The sequence below is a fragment of the Pseudomonas sp. BSw22131 genome, from assembly GCF_026810445.1.
In the GTDB taxonomy this organism is placed as follows: domain Bacteria; phylum Pseudomonadota; class Gammaproteobacteria; order Pseudomonadales; family Pseudomonadaceae; genus Aquipseudomonas; species Aquipseudomonas huanghezhanensis.
In genome coordinates, this window is record NZ_CP113949.1 from 3,800,877 (window position 1) to 3,818,487 (window position 17,611).

Genomic DNA, 17,611 nt, shown 5'->3' on the forward strand with positions numbered 1-17,611 from the left:
GGACATGCCCGCAGCGATCGCCTCAAGCCCCTGGTACAGACACCTCTGGCCGTGGATCATCATTGGCATTCTCGCCTGCTCGGTCACGCTGACCCTGGCGATGGTGACCATTGCGGTCAAAAACCCTGACAACCTGGTCAACGACAACTATTACGAAGCAGGCAAAGGTATTAACCGCTCGCTAGACCGCGAACGGCTGGCGCAGGTATTGAAACTGCGCGCGGCGGTGCATCTGGATGACATCACCGGCGAAGTGGATCTGCGCCTGAGCGGCAACACCCAGCCGCAAACGCTCGAGCTGAACCTGATCTCACCGACCCAGCCCGAGAAAGACCGGCGCATCCTGCTGACCCGCAGCGAATCGCAAACGGACCGCTACGTGGGCCAACTCAACGACAAGGTGCAAGGCCGACGGTTTGTCGAACTGCTGGGCGTCGAGAACGGCAAGACGTGGCGGATGTTTGAGGAGGAAGCGGTCAGTCACGACCACGATCTGGTGTTGGGCGACGAGCCGCTCCAGGGTGCCGAAGATTTGAAGCGGTAATGAACGAACACCTGACCACGCGTTTAGCGCCCACGCTCTGCTATCACTGCACGCTGCCCGTGCCATCCGGCAGCCGCTTCACTGCGTCGATTCTCGGTGAAGACCGCGAGCTGTGTTGCCCCGGATGCCAGGCAGTCGCGCAGGCGATAGTCGCTGGCGGCCTGGAAAGTTACTACCGGCATCGCAGCGAAGCCTCGCCCAACCCCGACACCCTTCCTGCTCAACTCATGGATGAACTCAAGCTTTACGACCGCCCGGACGTACAAGCGCCGTTCGTGCGCCATGATCAGGCGTTTGCCGATACCACGCTGATGCTTGAGGGCATCAGTTGCGCGGCCTGTGGTTGGCTGATCGAGGGGCATTTACGCGCTCTGCCGGGTGTCGCCGAAGCACGCCTGAACCTGTCCACTCATCGTTTGCATGTGCGCTGGGCGCATGCCGATTTGCCGCTGAGCGCGCTGCTCGGCGAACTGCGCCGCATCGGTTATGCCGCTTACCCGTACCACCCCGACAAGGCTGCCGAAAAACTGGCCCGGGACAATCGACTGGCGCTTCGGCAATTGGGAGTCGCCGGGCTTTTGTGGTTTCAGGTGATGATGGCAACCATGGCGACCTGGCCGGAGTTCAACATCGACCTCAGCCCGCAACTGCACATCATCCTGCGCTGGGTAGCGATGTTTCTGACGACACCCATCGTGTTCTACAGCTGTGCACCTTTATTCAAAGGGGCACTGCGCGACCTGCGCACCCGTCACCTGACGATGGATGTTTCGGTATCGCTGGCCATTGGCGCGGCCTATGTTGCGGGGATCTGGACCGCCATGAGCGGCGAAGGCGAATTGTATTTCGACGCTGTCGGCATGTTTGCGTTGTTCCTGCTTGCCGGTCGCTACCTCGAACGACGCGCCCGCGAACGCACCGCTGCCGCCACCGCTCAACTGATCAATCTGCTGCCCGCGTCGTGCCTGAGACTCAGTGCTGATGGCAGCACCGAGCGCATCCTGCTTGCGCAGTTGAGCCTCGGTGATCGGGTATTGGTGCAGCCGGGCGCGGTGGTGCCAGCAGACGGCAAGATCGTCGACGGACAATCCAGCGTCGACGAATCGCTGCTGACCGGGGAATACCTGCCGCATACGCGCCACGTCGGAGACACAGTGACGGCCGGCACTTTGAACGTTGAAGCTGCCCTCATCATCGAGGTGACCGCGCTGGGCCACGACACCCGGCTCTCGGGCATTGTGCGGCTGCTTGACCGCGCCCAATCGGAAAAACCCCGGCTGGCAGAAATCGCTGATCGCGCTGCGCAGTGGTTTTTGCTGGCGTCGTTGATTTTCGCGGTCGTTATCGGTGCGCTGTGGTGGCAACTGGATTCCTCAAGGGCGTTCTGGATTGTCCTGGCCATGCTGGTCGCGACCTGCCCTTGCGCCTTGTCGCTGGCAACGCCCACTGCGCTGACGGCGGCAACCGGCACGCTGCACAAGCTCGGGCTGTTGCTGACACGCGGGCATGTGCTCGAAGGCCTGAACCAGATCGATACAGTGATTTTCGACAAGACCGGCACACTGACTGAAGGACGACTGACGCTGCGCGCTATCCAGCCGCTGGCCGACGCCGACAGCGACACATGCCTGGCCCTTGCTGCTGCACTGGAAAGCCGTTCGGAACACCCGATTGCACGTGCTTTTGGACGGGCGCCGTACCCCGCTGACTGCGTGGTAAGCACGCCAGGCCTGGGGCTGGAAGGCCGGGCAGACGAGCGCATGTTGCGCATTGGCCAGCCCGCCTTCGTCTGCCAGCTCAGCGGTTGCCCGGTGCCGCCAATGCCTGACGAACCGGGGCAATGGCTGCTGCTGGGGGATGATCGGCAGGCGCTGGCGTGGCTGGTGCTTGACGACCGGCTGCGTGAAGACGCCGCCGCCCTGGTCAACGCCTGCAAAGCGCGCGGCTGGCGATTGCTGTTGTTATCAGGTGACAGCTCGCCGATGGTTGCCAGCGTCGCCGCCGAACTGGGGATCGAAGAGGTACGCGGCGGGTTGCGCCCGGATGACAAGCTGGAGATGCTGCAACAGTTGCGCGCTGAGGGTCGCAAGGTGTTGATGCTCGGCGACGGAGTCAATGACGTGCCGGTGATGGCCGCAGCCGATATCAGCATTGCCATGGGATCGGCCACTGACCTTGCGAAAACCAGCGCCGACGCAGTGCTGCTGTCCAACCGCCTGCAGGCGCTGGTCGAGGCATTCGGCCTGGCGCGAAGGACACGCCGCATCATCATTGAAAACCTGCTGTGGGCCGGGCTCTACAACGGCTTGATGCTGCCGTTTGCAGCGCTCGGCTGGATCACACCGCTTTGGGCGGCAGTCGGGATGTCCGTCAGTTCGCTCACGGTGGTGCTCAATGCGCTGCGCCTGACCCACGCCAACGGCACGCCAGTCGAGGCGTCCCGCCAGAGCGCTGCCGACATGCATGCGCAACGTATTTCGGAGACTTCATGCCCGCGCTCTACATCATGATTCCGGTCGCGCTGCTGATCGTCGGGGTCGCCATCTACATCTACTTCTGGGCGGTGGACAGCGGGCAGTACGACGACCTCGACAGCCCGGCGCACAGCATTCTGTTCGACGATCAGGACCCCAATCATCAGGCAGGCGTGGATGAGGCGTCAGGCAAGGTCAGAACGTCTGCACAGGAGAAACCACCCCATGAGTGATTTGCTGCCCATGCTCGCCTCCGCGGTGATCCTCGGCCTGCTCGGGGGCGGCCACTGCCTGGGGATGTGCGGGGGATTGATGGGAGCGCTGACGCTGGCCATTCCCAAAGAGCAACGCAGCCGACGGTTTCGGCTGCTGCTGGCTTACAACGTCGGCCGCATCGTCAGCTACGCCTTGGCAGGGCTGGTAATCGGCCTGGCAGGCTGGGCAGTCGCCAACAGTCCGGGGGCGATGTTCATGCGGGTGCTCGCCGGGCTGCTGCTGATCACCATGGGGCTGTACCTGGCGGGTTGGTGGAGCGGCCTTACTCGACTGGAAAGTCTGGGCCGGGGTTTATGGCGCTACATTCAGCCGGTCGCCAGCCGACTGCTGCCGGTGTCCAGCCTGCCCCGCGCCTTATTGCTGGGCGCACTGTGGGGCTGGCTGCCCTGCGGCCTGGTTTACAGCACGTTGTTGTGGTCAGCCAGCCAGGGAGATGCGCTGCACAGTGCTGTGCTGATGCTCGCGTTCGGGCTCGGCACCTGGCCGGTGTTGCTCGCAACCGGGCTCGCGGCTGAGCGTACCACTGCGCTGTTGCGCAAACGCGGCGTGCGGATGGCGGGCGGCATTCTGGTGATCGCTTTTGGCCTCTGGACCTTACCGGGCCCGCACCAGCACTGGCTGATGGGGCATTGACTCCGCGCCTGCCCGATACCGAGCGTCGCGCCGAAACCTGGCGAAGTGTCTTCCTGACCGACCATTGACTCAGGTCAATGGCGACCACCATGCCGTTCCCTAAACTGGCGCCACCGCCAGACTTTTCGGGAACACACGCATGCTCGACGACTTTCGTTGGGATTCTGACCTCGTCCGCCGCTATTCACTGACAGGGCCGCGCTATACGTCCTACCCCACCGCCGTGCAGTTTCATACGCAAATCGGCGCGTTCGACCTGCTGCATGCCATGCGCGAAAGCCGCAAGGCCCTGCGCCCATTGTCGCTGTACGTGCACATCCCGTTCTGTGCCAACGTCTGCTATTACTGCGCCTGCAATAAAGTGATCACCAAGGATCGCGGCCGCGCGCAGTTGTACCTGGAACGCCTTGAGCAAGAAGTCGACCTGCTCGCCTGTCACGTGGACCCAAGGCAAGTCGTCGAACAATTGCATCTCGGCGGAGGCACCCCGACCTTTCTTGGCCACGCCCAAATGCGACAGCTCATGGCCCACCTGCGCCGACGCTTCCACTTGCTCGATGACGACTCTGGCGATTACAGCATCGAAATCGACCCCCGCGAAGCCGACTGGTCGACCATGGGGATGCTGCGCGACCTGGGTTTCAATCGCGTCAGCCTTGGCGTGCAGGATCTTGATCCCGTGGTGCAACGGGCGATCAATCGGTTGCAGAGCCTGGACGAGACGCAGGCCATCGTCGACGCTGCACGCACCCTTCAATTTCGCTCGGTGAACATCGACCTGATCTACGGCCTGCCAAAGCAGACGCCCGAAGGTTTCGCCCGCACCCTCGACGACATCATCGCGCTACAGCCGGACCGGCTCTCGGTATTCAATTACGCGCACTTGCCCGAGCGCTTCATGCCTCAGCGCCGTATCGATCCCGCCGACCTGCCGGACGCGGAGCAAAAGCTTGAGATGTTCAGCCGCACACTGAATCAACTCAGCCAGGCCGGCTATCGCTACATCGGGATGGACCACTTTGCCCTGCCCGACGATGAGCTGGCGATTGCCCAGGAAGACGCCACCCTGCAGCGCAATTTCCAGGGCTATTCGACCCACGCTCACTGCGACCTGATCGGTCTGGGCGTTTCCGCCATCAGCCAGATCGGCGATCTCTACACGCAAAACAGCAACGACCTCACCGACTACCAAAACCTGCTGGCCAGCAGTCAACCGGCCACCCGGCGCGGGCTGCGATGCACCACTGATGACAGGCTGCGTCGGGCCATCATTCAGCGACTGATGTGCAACTTCAACCTGAAATTCGCCCCAATAGAATCGGCCTTCAGCATCGTCTTTCAGGACTACTTCAGCGATATCTGGCTTCAATTGTTGACGATGGCCGAAGACGGGCTGCTCGACATCGACGCCGAAGGCATTCAGATCAAACCCGCTGGAAAACTGTTGATCAGGGCGATTTGTATGGTGTTCGACGCGCACCTGACGGTTAACAACCGTTATCGATTTTCCCAAGTGATCTAGGAAACGGCGAGTGACCTTGCAGGAATCTTTTCCTCGCGAGGCAGGCTATTTCTGGTCTGGGGGTTAAACCGTGGGTTACCCTCACGACTTATGTGTGTTTTCTTACAAGGATTGACCTGATGCCTGAGCCAGTAAAACTGCGCAGCCACACCCAGGCCCATTGCAAGGATTGCAGCCTGGCCCCGTTATGCCTCCCGCTTTCACTGAACCTGGAAGACATGGATGCACTCGACGACATCGTCAAACGCGGCCGGCCGTTGCGAAAAGGCGAATTCCTGTTTCGCCAGAACGACAGGTTCGATTCGGTGTACGCGGTACGCTCCGGCGCCCTTAGAACCTTCAGCCTGAGCGACAGTGGCCAGGAGCAGATCACCGGCTTTCATCTGCCCAGCGAACTGGTCGGCCTGTCTGGCATGGACGCCGAAGCGTACCCGGTCTCGGCACAAGCGCTCGAAACCACGTCCGTATGCGAGATCCCTTTTGATCGCCTGGACGAGCTGTCCGTACAATTGCCGCAACTGCGTCGGCAACTGATGCGGGTCATGAGCCGGGAGATTCGCGACGATCAGCAAATGATGCTGCTGCTGTCGAAAAAGACGGCGGATGAGCGTATCGCCACGTTTCTCGTCAACCTGTCCGCACGCTTCCGCGCTCGCGGATTTTCGGCCAACCAGTTCCGGTTGAGCATGTCGCGCAACGAAATCGGCAATTACCTGGGGCTGGCCGTCGAGACGGTTTCACGGGTATTTACGCGCTTTCAACAGAGCGAGTTGATTGCCGCGGAAGGCAAGGAAATCCACATCATTGACCCCATTCAGCTGTGCGCGCTGGCGGGCGGCTCGCTGGAAAGCTGATGCGTGAGGGGTTCGGCAGGCTTAGACTAGCGGCTTTGGTTTACCTTCCTGCCCAGGATACTTTCGATGATTTTCGATGAGTTCAGCTTCAAATCCCTGATCCGCCCGGTCGTGGACTTCCCTAAGCCCGGGGTGATATTTCGTGATATCACGCCGTTGTTTCAGTCGCCCAAAGCCCTTCGGCTGGTCATGGACAGCTTCGTGCAGCGCTACATCGACTCGGATTTCACCCACGTAGGTGCCATGGACGCGCGGGGCTTTCTGATCGGATCGGTCATCGCCTACGAACTCAATAAACCGCTGGTGCTGTTTCGCAAGCAAGGCAAGCTGCCCGCCGATGTGCTGGCCGAGGCCTATCAGACCGAATACGGCGAAGCGCTTCTGGAAGTGCATGCCGACAGTCTGTGCGATGGCGATTCAGTGGTGATGTTCGATGACTTGATCGCCACCGGCGGCACACTGATAGCCGCCGCCAACCTGATCCGCCGCATGGGTGCGAAGGTACACGAAGCCGCTGCCATCATTGACCTGCCCGAGCTTGGCGGCTCGCAACGGCTTGAAGACATGTCGATCCCGACGTTCTGCCTGACACAGTTTGCGCTGACCGATCAGTGACAAAACCCCGCCTGTAGAGGCGGCTGTGTTGGCGCATCGCAGGCGCCATCAGCTGTAGGAGCGAATGTATTCGCGAGGCGGCAGATCTGATTCAACCTTGACGTCGCTTCGCCAACAAGTTGGCTCAGATCTATCAGCCCTTCAGCCCTTTAGCGTGCTCTCGACGTGCCCGGCGAAGGCATTGATGATGCCTTGCAGGAACGGCCGCGTTTTCTCGTTCAACTTACCGTGTTCGTCGAAGAACGTGCCCGCGCCGCCCAAGTACGCTTCGGGTTGCTGCATGCACAGCACGTTGAGGAACACGAACGACTGACGCAGGTGCTGGTTGGCGCCAAACCCGCCAATGGCGCCCGGTGATACGCTGACCACTGCCGCAGGCTTGGCGCTGCCCCAAGCGCTTTTGCCGTAGGGGCGCGAGCCGACGTCAATGGCGTTTTTCAGCGCCCCTGGAACGGATCGGTTGTATTCCGGTGTAACGAAGAGAAAGCCATCTGCGCCTTGCAGCTCCTGACGGAAACGAGTGTAGGACTCAGGTGGGGTCTCATGGTCGATGTCTTCGTTGTAAAGCGGCAGGTCGCCAATTTCGACAATCTTGAGTTTCAGGCTGCTGGGCGCGAGCTCGGCCATGGCGTTGGCTACTTTGCGGTTGATAGAGTCTTTTCTCAAGCTACCGACAATCACTGCAATCGTATGGACCTGGCTCATTTACGTGTCTCTTGTGCTGATTGATGAGCTGACAGTTATAGATGAAACCCCGGATTTGTTCTGCTCAGAATGTGCGGTCATTCCCATCGGACTGGCCGATAGATGCTCCACCTGCCCCTGCGAACCCTGGAGACAAGATGGGCTCCGTGTATTTTTTTCACTGACGAAAACTACCCTTCAAATCGACGGTCTTAAGGCATAACCGCGAGCAGGGCGACATATCTTTCAGACTTACCTTACGAGCGGCCGCAGATTGTCGGCGCGCAGTGGTACGATGCGAGTGAAAACGAGTAGTTATTTCCAGAGGTTACAAAGCAAATGGCTTCAGTTCTAGTTGGACAATTTCATGCCAGAGACGCAGAAGGCCGCGTCTACCCTGTGCATGAGTTCCGCGAATCACAGCCTGTCGAGGCTGACGGCACGGAGCCTAAGTCCACCTATCGACTGGCAATTGGTGATCGCGTGAACCATCTTGGCGGCGATGATTTCGAGTTGCTTCAGTCTGGAACAAAGATCACGCGGGTTAGCTGAAAGCTGAAAGCGGATAGCTGCAAGCTGCAAGCTGCAAGCTGCAAGCTGCAAGCTGCAAGCTGCAACAAGGCTAGCGGAGTTACAGCCTTTAGCTTGAAGCTTGAAGCTTGAAGCCTGGATTTTGAAGCTTGAAACCCTCAGCTTTCAGACGACCCGTCGTCATCAAAAATCAGATACCAAAAAATCGCCACTTCTTCACTTGTCGGATCGATCGCGCGATACAGCAGATGGTCGACCCCTCCCACGATAAATCCGTAGCTCTCATAGAGTCGGCATGCGGCCGGATTGTTGTTCTGGGTTTCCAGCATGATGCCGGGAAGGTTGCGTTTGCGGCTCCAGAACTGCGCCACGTTTAGCAATGAACGGGCAACGCCATTGCGCCTTGCCGTCGCATCCACTGCCAGTTCGTCGACGTGCGCAAAACCGTTCCAGTGCGTGCTCAGCACAATATGCCCTACCGCCTCCTCGCCGATCCATGCCACCAACACGGTGCTGTCTGTGCGATCCCGATAGTCGCAAAACTCTTGCGAATCGATGCCGTAGTTTTTCACATAAGGCTCGACTGAATCGATGCGCCACTGTGCGACCGGCTTGCCGATCTGCACGTGTGCGTAGCCGCTGACCGTGAAGGTAAATTCGCTGTTGAGGATGTAGTCCTCAAAACATTCGTCAGCAACACGAACACTTAGCACAGGAGGTGCGGCGGGAGAGTCAGTCATGTCGGGCCTGCACCGTCGATGAGTGGAGAGGATCAGTAAGGAGGCGCGCCCAGGCACGCCATTCCTCAGGCTGAAGTGGCTTGCTGCCGGGCTTCAAGCAATTGCACCCACAGCGCGGGAGCGCCAGCGGATTTGGTGATGACCGTCATGCGTGCCTCGTGCTCGGCCATTTCGCTGTCACTGGCCCGAATGATCGGGCCCGGCGTGCGATTGGCAATCCGGCGAACCTCGCTGGGACGGTCAGCCCCGCCCTCGCCGTCATTGTTGCCGGCCAGGGACAGCGTGGTCTGACCACCTGTCATCGCCAGATAGACGTCCGCCAGGATCTCGGAGTCGAGCAACGCGCCGTGCAACTCACGCCCGGAGTTGTCGACGCCATAGCGCTTGCACAGCGCATCGAGGCTGTTACGTTGCCCCGGATGCCGCTCGCGGGCCATGGCCAGGGTGTCGAGCACGGTGCAGTAAGTGGTGATATCGGTGCGGTCGGTCTGACCGATCAGCGCAAATTCGTTGTTGATGAAGCCAACGTCGAACGCTGCGTTATGGATGACCAGTTGCGCGCCTTTGACGAACTCGAAAAATTCGTCTGCAACCTCGGCAAAGCGTGGTTTGCCAATCAGGAACTCATCGGTAATGCCGTGGACGCCAATGGCGCCTTCGTCACTCTCACGGTCCGGTTGCAGGTACACATGGAAATGGCGCCCGGTAAGGCGTCGGCCAATCAGCTCGACACAACCGATCTCGATGACCCGGTGACCATCGGTCACGGGCATGCCGGTGGTCTCGGTATCGAGGACTATTTTTCGTTCAAGGGTGTTTTGTACAGTCATTGCTTACCGCCTCAACGTCAGGCGCGGATATTAGCATGGGTCAATCGGGTCTCGCCCCTGTGGCAGGGACCTTGCTCGCGATAGCGATATACCTGTCATGAGCTCGGTGGCAGGCAAATCGCAATCGAGGGCAAGCGCGGTCCCAAGAGGCGATCAGCCGCGCTTGATACCGCGTACCTCATCAACGCCACGATTGGCCAGCTGATCCGCGCGCTCGTTGCCGGGGTGTCCGATGTGACCGCGAACCCATTGCCAGCTCACTTTGTGGCGATTGACCTGCTCGTCAAGCAGTTGCCAGAGATCGGCATTTTTGACCGGCTCCTTGGCGGCGGTTTTCCAGCCACGTTTTTTCCAGTTGGGCATCCATTCGGTGATGCCCTTCATCACGTACTGGGAGTCCGTGACGAGAGTGACTTCACAGGAGCGTTTCAACTCTTCAAGACCGCGAATGGCACCGGTCAGCTCCATGCGGTTATTGGTGGTATTGGCTTCCCCACCCCACAGTTCCTTCTCCACGCCCTTGCACACCAGCAACGCGCCCCAGCCACCGGGGCCAGGGTTGCCTTTGCAGGCGCCGTCTGAGAAGAGTTCAACGGTTTCACTCATGACAACTTTCCACACATTTAGGGGGCTTCTCGGCGTCTGGGCCGACTTTCAAAGTTGGGCGCTGCATCACGGCTTCAAGGCTCGGGACTGCGCCGATTGACCTTGGCCATCGGCAACGGCAGCAATTGGCCCATGGGCTCGCGCCGGGGCATGCGCAGGGGCCGTAACCCGACCACCAGTTTACGAGCCACCAGCACGTAGAAACCCGCTCCCGGACTTTGCCAGCCGTCACCCAGACGTTCGAGACCTGCCAGACGTTGCTGCCAGGCCGGCGAAGCAAGCGGCGGACGATAGCACCCGAAGCGGCGTTTCTCCAGCGCAAAGCCCAGCAGGTTCAGCCAGTCACCGACCCGGGAAGGCGAGATACAGCGCGCCCGGCGCAAGCCATCGCGGGCGAACAAATGACGGATGCCCCACGTGCTCCATGGATTGATCCCGACGATCAGCAAATGACCGCCCGGCCTCACACTGCTCGCGGCCTCGCGCAGCAGACCGTGCGGCGAAAGGCAAAAATCCAACCCGTGCTGCATGACCACGACGTCGGCTGCATGCTCGCTCAACGGCCACGCTTGTTCTTCACAGACGATTTCGACCCCCGGCAGCGGCGCACCCAGTCGCACGTTGCGCTGGACCTGCTTGGCAGCGGGTGGCGTCTCGGCCGAGGGACCGTAATGCACCAGATACCCCCCAAAAAACCGCTCCAACTCTTGTTCGAGCACGCGTTTTTCTTCTTCCAGCAACAACTGCCCGAGCGGCCCGGACAGCCAGTCACGCGCCGAGCTGATCAGCTCAAGCCATTCGGGATCGGCCTGGGCAAACGCTTCATCGGTCATTTGCGGTCTCCATGAGTGATCTCGCGAGTGATGCTCGCCTGGAACGTATTGAAACTTTAAGATGCATTTTTGTTTACAGCGAGGCGCGCCATGATACAGGTCCAAGCCCTTCCCGCTTTCTCCGACAACTACATCTGGTTGTTACAGGATTCGACCACTCAACACTGCGCGGTAGTTGATCCGGGTGATGCGGGGCCGGTGCTGACGTGGCTTGCGCAAAACCCTGGCTGGCAACTGACCGACATTCTGGTCACGCACCACCACGCAGATCATACGGGGGGCGTCGAACAGCTTAAAAAGGTCAGCGGCGCCAAGGTGTACGGGCCCGCCGCAGAGAACACGCCAGTGCGCGACGTGTCGCTCGACGATAACGATCAGTTAACCGTACTCGGCCTGACCTTCGGCGTCTACGCGGTGCCGGGCCATACGCTGGGCCACATTGCTTTCTATCATGCTGACCCGCAGGCACCTCTGTTGTTTTGCGGAGACACCTTGTTTGCCGCAGGTTGCGGGCGATTGTTCGAAGGCACGCCTGAACAGATGCACCGCTCCCTCGGACGACTCGCTGAGCTGCCCGACAATACACTCGTTTATTGCGCCCACGAATACACGCTGAGCAACCTGCGGTTTGCAGTAGCGGTGGAGCCTGCCAACCCCGATGTGCTCCAGCGCTTTGACGACGTGACCCGACTTCGCAACGAGAACCGCATCAGCCTGCCTTCCAATCTGGCGCTGGAACGCAAGACGAACCCCTTCTTGCGGGTCGACATACCGGCGGTCAAGGAAAAAGCGGACGAACGGAGTGGCACCGATAACCGCACACCTGTGGCGGTATTTGCGACCCTGCGCGGCTGGAAAGATAAGTTCTAAAGTGAGGGCGGATTGGTCCAGAAATTCTGAAAGGTTGACCGTTGTTAAGACGCTTTCTAGAATCGCCCGACATTTTCGACTGGAACTATCCCCCAGCCAATGTCGTCATCTATACGCAGAACCTTTAATACCGACGCATTGACTCGGTTGGCCCAAGCGATCGCGGTTGTCGCGAGCGCTACTTTGGCAGGCTGCCAGACCACCAGCAGTCTGGAGTCTCGCAGCGCCACCCCGGCACCGAATCTCGCAGCTAAAATCAAGCAACAACCCGTTTTCCTCGCCCGCAAACCGACTCCGCAGACGCCGCCACACGACGTCTGGGAGCGTATGCGTGAAGGCTTCCAGTTGCAGGGCGGCAACGACCTCAACCCGCGCATCGAGCAACAGCGCCTGTGGTACGCCAACAATCCTTCCTTCCTGGAAACCGCAGGCGAGCGTGGCAGCCTGTACATGCACTACATCGTCGAGCGTCTCGAAGAGCGCAACATGCCGCTGGAGCTGGCGCTGCTGCCTGTTATCGAAAGCGCCTACAACCCGATGGCCCTGTCGCGCAGTGATGCGGCCGGGATCTGGCAGTTCATCCCGTCCACCGGCCGTTATTTCAACCTGCGCCAAACCAATTTCTACGATGGCCGCCGAGATATCACGGCGTCCACCACCGCAGCGCTGGATTACCTGACCAAGCTCCACGATATGTTCAATGGCGACTGGTTGCTGGCACTGGCGGCCTATAACGCAGGCGAAGGCACCGTCAGCCGCGCCATCGAGCGCAACGATAAGCTGAACCTGCCCACTGACTACTGGAACCTGCCGTTGCCGCAGGAAACCCGCGATTACGTGCCCAAGCTGCTGGCGCTGTCGCAGGTAGTGATGTCGCCCGAGGCGTACGGAGTCAACCTCAACCCGATCGCCAACAAGCCGTATTTTCAGGTCGTCGAACTCAACCAGCGCATGGACCTGTCCAAGGTCGCCGCGATGGCCAACATTGATGAAGACGAACTGATCCAGCTCAATCCCGCCTTCAAAAAACGGCTGACCATTGATGGCCCGCAACACCTGTTGGTGCCGACTTCCAAGTCGCAGTTGCTGACCACCAGCCTTTCGAACATGAAGCCGGAAGAGCTGATCGACTGGCAGCAATATCGAGTCCGACGCGGCGACAGCCTGGCCAGCATTGCCAGTCGCTATAAAGTGTCGGCCAACACGATCAGGGATTTGAACAAGCTGCCCGGCAACCGCGTCAAGCCCGGTCAGGCGATTACGATTCCGGTGCAGCCGGGTATTAAAATGGCGCTCCCTGTGTTCGAGGAAGTGGCCGAAGTTGACGAGAAGCCCGTCCGCACGCGTGCTTACAAGGTCAAGAAAGGCGACAACTTGATCCAGATCGCGAAACTCAACAAGGTTGACGTCAAGGACCTGCAGCACTGGAACAAACTGTCCGGGCAAAATCTCAAGGTCGGTCAGACCTTGATCATGCAAGACAACAGCAAACCCGCCAAGGCCGCAATCAGCACGCGTGCCATTGCCAGCAAAGGCACCAGCAGCAAAGAAGCCGACCAGAAATCCATGCAGTACAAAATCCAGAAAGGCGACTCGCTGTATCTGGTCGCCAAACGGTTCAATGTCGAGATGCAGCACCTCAAGCGCTGGAACCCGCGCAGTGGTCAGGCGTTGAAGCCAGGCCAGACCTTGACGGTTTACCTGCCGCATTGATGTGGAAAGTTAAACCGCACGATGTGTAGGAGCCAACTTGTTGGCGAGAGTTTGATTCGGTGTATCAGATACATCGCCTCGCTAAACACGTTCGCTCCTACAGGTAATCGATACCTGCCCTGACGACTCTTTTTCCAACCGATACAAGCTGTTACTGTGACCGACCGCTGCCTGGATCGAACCTTGATTTGATACGCCCTTGCCTGCTGATCCTCAGCCTGGCCTTGAGCTCGACAGCCACCGCGACCATCAGCGAAAGCCACGGTTACGCACAGTTCGGCACCCTCAAGTACCCGGCCAGTTTTACGCACTTCGACTGGGTCAATCCCGAGGCGCCGAAGGCTGGCACCTTGCGAATGATGGCCTTCGGTAACTTCGATACCCTCAACCCGTACACCTTCAAGGGCAGCAGCCCGATCTCCACGCCCAATTTCGGTCAGTACGGCGTCAGTGAGTTGAACGAACCACTGATGGTGGGCACGGGCCAGTACGATCCCTCCGGTGATGAACCAACGTCCAGCTATGGCCTGATCGCCAAATCCGTCGAATACAGCGAGGACCGCAGCTGGGTGGTGTTCAACCTGCGTCCCGAAGCCCTCTTTCACGATGGCAAGCCGATTACTGCGTATGACGTCGCGTTTTCCTACAGAACGCTGCTCAAAGACGGTCATCCGCAATACCGCACCGCGCTGCAAGAAGTGCAACGGGTGGACATCCTCAACCGCCACCGCATTCGTTTCGTGCTCAAGCGAAGCGGCAACCCATTGTTGATACTGCGGCTGGGCGAACTGCCCGTCTTGCCTCAGCACTACTGGAAAAACCGCGACTTCAAGGCCACCACGTTCGAGCCGCCGCTGGGCAGCGGGCCGTACCGGATCACACAGGTACGTCCGGGACGCAGTCTGGTGTTTGAGCGAGTCAAGGATTACTGGGGCAAAGACCTGCCGGTCAACCGAGGCAAGTACAACTTCAACCGTGTCGAGGTCGAGTTCTACCGTGACGCCGATGTGGCGTTCGAGGCATTCAAGGCGGGCGAGTTTGATATCTACATCGAACACCAGGCAAAGAACTGGTCCACGGGCTATGACTTTCCGGCAGTGGCCAACGGCAGCGTGATCAAGGCGCAGATCACCCACAAGATTCCGACACAAACCCAAGGCCTGTTCATGAACACCCGTCGCACGACCTTCGCCGACGTGAAGGTACGCGAAGCGCTGGGCTTGATGTTCAACTTCGAGTGGACCAACCGCACGCTGTTCAACGACGCCTACAAGCGCTCGACGAGCTATTACCCCAACAGCGAATTTTCGGCGACCGAATTGCCCGCTGGTCGTGAGTTCCTGACGCTGGCGCCGTACCGCGAACAATTACCGCCCAGCCTCTTCACCCAGCCCTTCAACGTGTCTAAAACCGACGGCGGCGGTATCCCGCGGGACACCATGCGCAAGGCGCTGGGGCTGTTCGCCGATGCGGGCTGGAAGTATGCCGACGGGCATCTGGCCGGCAGCAACGGCCAGCCGTTGCGTTTCGAAATACTCTTGGTCAACCCCAACCTCGAACGAATCCTGCAGCCTTACATCGAAGACCTCACGCGTATCGGCATTGATGCGAGGCTGCGCACTGTCGACCGCGCGCAATACAAACAGCGTCTGGACCAGTTCGATTTCGACATGATTCTGATGACCCTGAACCAGACCCTGAGCCCTGGCCTTGAACAATGGCAGTACTTCCACTCAAGCCAGGCCAGCATCAGAGGCAGCAAAAACTACGCGGGCATCGCCAATCCGGTGGTGGATAACCTGCTCAATCAATTGCTGGCTGCCAAAACCCGGGACGACCAGGTTGCCGCAACCAAAGCACTGGACCGGGTCCTGCTCTGGCAGCACTACATGATCCCCAACTGGTACCTCAACAATCACCGTCTGGCGTACCACAACCGGTTCGCCATGGTCACCACCCCGCCCTACACCCTGGGCCTGCGTGCGTGGTGGCTCAAGCCTTCGGAGAAACCCCAATGACTGCCTTTCGCTCCCTGCTGACGCAGGCTGGCGCCGTGTTCCTGATGGGCGTCGCCTGCGCTGCTCAGGCGGCCCCGGAACATGCAATCACCCTTTACAACGAAGCCCCCAAGTATCCGGCGAACTTCAAGCACTTTGACTATGCCAATCCCGACGCACCCAAAGGCGGGCTGTTTCGTCAGGCGGGGTTTGGCGGCTTCGACAGCCTCAACCCGTTCATCAACAAAGGCGTGCCCGCCGACGACATAGGCCTGATCTACGACACACTCGCCCGCCAGGGTCTGGACGAGCCATTTACCGAATATGGGCTGGTCGCCGGCAAGATCGAGAAGGCCCCGGATGGCAGTTGGGTGCGCTTTTACCTGCGCCCGGAAGCGAAGTTCAGCGACGGCCACCCGATGCGTGCCGAAGACGTGGTGTTCAGTTTCCAGACGCTGATCAAGGACGGCTCGCCGCTGTACCGCAGCTATTACGCCGATGTCGATCAAGTCATCGCCGAAGACCCGCTCAAGGTTCTGTTCAAGTTCAAACACACTGATAACCGCGAGCTGCCGCTGATTCTTGGTCAGTTGCCGGTGCTGCCAAAACACTGGTGGGAAGGCCGTGACTTTGGCAAGAGCAATCTGGACATCCCGCTCGGCAGCGGGCCTTACAAGGTGGCTGAGGTCAAAGCCGGGCGCTCCATCCGCTATGAGCGCGACAAGAATTACTGGGCGAAAGACCTGCCGGTCAACAAGGGTTTCTACAATTTCGACACGCTATCGATTGACTACTACCGCGACAACACCGTAGCGCTTGAGGCAATGAAAGCCGGTGCGTTCGACTACTGGCTGGAAAACAGTGCAAAAAACTGGGCCACGGCCTACGACACGCCAGCGGTGCGTGATGGTCGCCTGATCCGCGAAGAGATTTCCAACGGCAACCCGCAGGGGATGCAGGGCTTCATTTTCAATTTGCGCAAACCCATGTTCCAGGACGTTCGCGTGCGTCAGGCGTTGAGCCTGCTGCTGGACTTCGAATGGACCAACAAGCAATTGTTCAATGGCGCCTACACCCGCACCAAAAGCTATTTCGATAACTCCGACATGGGTTCGAGCGGCTTGCCGACGCCTGCCGAGCTGAAGATTCTTGAGCCCCTTCGCGACAAGCTTGCGCCGCAGGTTTTCACCGAAGAATTCAAACTGCCGGTCACCGATAGCAGCGGCATGATTCGCGAGCAGCAACGCAAAGCCTTCCAACTGCTCAAGGAAGCGGGCTGGAAAATCGTCGGTGACAAAATGGTCGACACCGAAGGCAAGCCAGTAACCATCGAGTTCCTGCTGGCGCAAACCGAGTTCGAGCGCGTGCTGCTGCCGTTCAAGCGCAACCTCAGCGACCTTGGCATCAACCTGGAAATTCGCAGGGTCGACGTTTCGCAATACATCACCCGCCGACGCTCACGCGATTACGACATGATCGTGGGCAGCTTCCCGCAGTCCAGTTCTCCGGGTAACGAACAGCGCGAATTCTGGGATTCCGGAAGCGCCGACAAACCGGGCAGCTACAACGTTTTGGGGCTCAAGGATCCGGCGGTCGACACACTGGTCAGCGGCTTGATCAACGCCGATTCGCGCCAAAGCCTGATCGACCATACCCGCGCCCTGGATCGCGTCTTGTTGTGGGGCTACTACGTGATCCCCAACTGGCACATCAAAACCTGGCGCGTCGCGTACTGGGACCATATCGGTCACCCGAAAGTCTCGCCGCTGTACGACGTCGGGAACATGACCTGGTGGGTCAAACCGGACGCCAAACCTGCCGTTCCGCTGGACGCTGCGCCTAAACCAGCAGAGCCGACAACGCCAGAACCTGCGAGCGCGGAGCGATAA

The 17,611-nt window shown here is 59.4% G+C and carries 17 protein-coding genes; 12 read left to right on the forward strand and 5 right to left on the reverse strand.

The annotated features are described in order from the left end of the window. Positions 1-4 precede the first annotated feature (4 nt). The 7 genes from OYW20_RS17075 to OYW20_RS17105 all read left to right on the forward strand — a co-directional run bounded on the left by OYW20_RS17075 (position 5) and on the right by OYW20_RS17105 (position 6,918). Positions 5-544 (forward strand): FixH family protein, encoded by a 540-nt coding sequence (locus tag OYW20_RS17075; protein ID WP_268797119.1) that lies wholly within the window; start codon positions 5-7, stop codon positions 542-544. After that, complete coding sequence (locus OYW20_RS17080; protein WP_268797120.1) at positions 544-3,054, forward strand: heavy metal translocating P-type ATPase; 2,511 nt, start codon at positions 544-546, stop codon at positions 3,052-3,054. The genes OYW20_RS17075 and OYW20_RS17080 overlap by 1 nt, the downstream gene beginning before the upstream one ends. After that, entirely contained in the window at positions 3,033-3,251 is a 219-nt protein-coding gene (gene ccoS / locus OYW20_RS17085) for a cbb3-type cytochrome oxidase assembly protein CcoS (RefSeq protein WP_268797121.1), read from the forward strand. The genes OYW20_RS17080 and ccoS overlap by 22 nt, the downstream gene beginning before the upstream one ends. Further along, on the forward strand, positions 3,244-3,927 hold the full coding sequence (locus tag OYW20_RS17090) for a sulfite exporter TauE/SafE family protein (protein ID WP_268797122.1): 684 nt from the start codon (positions 3,244-3,246) through the stop codon (positions 3,925-3,927). Before ccoS ends, OYW20_RS17090 begins: the two co-directional genes overlap by 8 nt. A gap of 139 nt (positions 3,928-4,066) precedes the next feature. Beyond that, positions 4,067-5,449 carry an oxygen-independent coproporphyrinogen III oxidase gene (hemN, locus tag OYW20_RS17095; protein WP_268797123.1) on the forward strand — a complete coding sequence of 461 codons (1,383 nt, stop codon included), beginning with the start codon at positions 4,067-4,069 and terminating at the stop codon, positions 5,447-5,449. A 119-nt stretch (positions 5,450-5,568) separates the two neighbouring features. Continuing rightward, positions 5,569-6,303 carry a fumarate/nitrate reduction transcriptional regulator Fnr gene (gene fnr, locus OYW20_RS17100; protein ID WP_268797124.1) on the forward strand — a complete coding sequence of 245 codons (735 nt, stop codon included), beginning with the start codon at positions 5,569-5,571 and terminating at the stop codon, positions 6,301-6,303. Between the two features lie 66 nt (positions 6,304-6,369). Further along, the gene (locus OYW20_RS17105; RefSeq protein WP_268797125.1) at positions 6,370-6,918 is read left to right on the forward strand and encodes an adenine phosphoribosyltransferase; all 549 of its coding nucleotides are present in this window, start codon (positions 6,370-6,372) and stop codon (positions 6,916-6,918) included. Between the two features lie 141 nt (positions 6,919-7,059). Here OYW20_RS17105 and OYW20_RS17110 read toward each other — a convergent pair whose 3' ends face one another. Further along, positions 7,060-7,623: an NADPH-dependent FMN reductase gene (locus tag OYW20_RS17110; RefSeq protein WP_268797126.1), complete on the reverse strand. Its 564-nt coding sequence runs from the start codon at positions 7,621-7,623 to the stop codon at positions 7,060-7,062. 318 nt (positions 7,624-7,941) lie between these two features. Between OYW20_RS17110 and OYW20_RS17115 the strand changes: the two genes are divergently transcribed. Then, the gene (locus OYW20_RS17115; RefSeq protein WP_268797127.1) at positions 7,942-8,154 is read left to right on the forward strand and encodes a hypothetical protein; all 213 of its coding nucleotides are present in this window, start codon (positions 7,942-7,944) and stop codon (positions 8,152-8,154) included. Positions 8,155-8,291: 137 nt separating this feature from the next. Here the strand turns inward: OYW20_RS17115 and OYW20_RS17120 are convergent, their stop codons facing one another. The 4 genes from OYW20_RS17120 to OYW20_RS17135 all read right to left on the reverse strand — a co-directional run bounded on the left by OYW20_RS17120 (position 8,292) and on the right by OYW20_RS17135 (position 11,142). Continuing rightward, entirely contained in the window at positions 8,292-8,873 is a 582-nt protein-coding gene (locus OYW20_RS17120; protein ID WP_268797128.1) for a GNAT family N-acetyltransferase, read from the reverse strand. A 65-nt stretch (positions 8,874-8,938) separates the two neighbouring features. Then, on the reverse strand, positions 8,939-9,703 hold the full coding sequence (dnaQ, locus tag OYW20_RS17125; protein WP_268797129.1) for a DNA polymerase III subunit epsilon: 765 nt from the start codon (positions 9,701-9,703) through the stop codon (positions 8,939-8,941). 153 nt (positions 9,704-9,856) lie between these two features. Continuing rightward, on the reverse strand, positions 9,857-10,309 hold the full coding sequence (gene rnhA, locus OYW20_RS17130) for a ribonuclease HI (protein ID WP_268797130.1): 453 nt from the start codon (positions 10,307-10,309) through the stop codon (positions 9,857-9,859). A gap of 74 nt (positions 10,310-10,383) precedes the next feature. Then, positions 10,384-11,142 carry a class I SAM-dependent methyltransferase gene (locus tag OYW20_RS17135; protein WP_268797131.1) on the reverse strand — a complete coding sequence of 253 codons (759 nt, stop codon included), beginning with the start codon at positions 11,140-11,142 and terminating at the stop codon, positions 10,384-10,386. A gap of 90 nt (positions 11,143-11,232) precedes the next feature. Between OYW20_RS17135 and gloB the strand changes: the two genes are divergently transcribed. The 4 genes from gloB to OYW20_RS17155 all read left to right on the forward strand — a co-directional run bounded on the left by gloB (position 11,233) and on the right by OYW20_RS17155 (position 17,611). Continuing rightward, the gene (gene gloB, locus OYW20_RS17140; protein ID WP_268797132.1) at positions 11,233-12,012 is read left to right on the forward strand and encodes a hydroxyacylglutathione hydrolase; all 780 of its coding nucleotides are present in this window, start codon (positions 11,233-11,235) and stop codon (positions 12,010-12,012) included. A gap of 99 nt (positions 12,013-12,111) precedes the next feature. Then, on the forward strand, positions 12,112-13,725 hold the full coding sequence (locus OYW20_RS17145) for a lytic transglycosylase domain-containing protein (protein ID WP_268797133.1): 1,614 nt from the start codon (positions 12,112-12,114) through the stop codon (positions 13,723-13,725). A 188-nt stretch (positions 13,726-13,913) separates the two neighbouring features. Then, on the forward strand, positions 13,914-15,743 hold the full coding sequence (locus OYW20_RS17150) for an extracellular solute-binding protein (RefSeq protein WP_268797134.1): 1,830 nt from the start codon (positions 13,914-13,916) through the stop codon (positions 15,741-15,743). Next, complete coding sequence (locus OYW20_RS17155) at positions 15,740-17,611, forward strand: extracellular solute-binding protein (RefSeq protein ID WP_268797135.1); 1,872 nt, start codon at positions 15,740-15,742, stop codon at positions 17,609-17,611. The genes OYW20_RS17150 and OYW20_RS17155 overlap by 4 nt, the downstream gene beginning before the upstream one ends.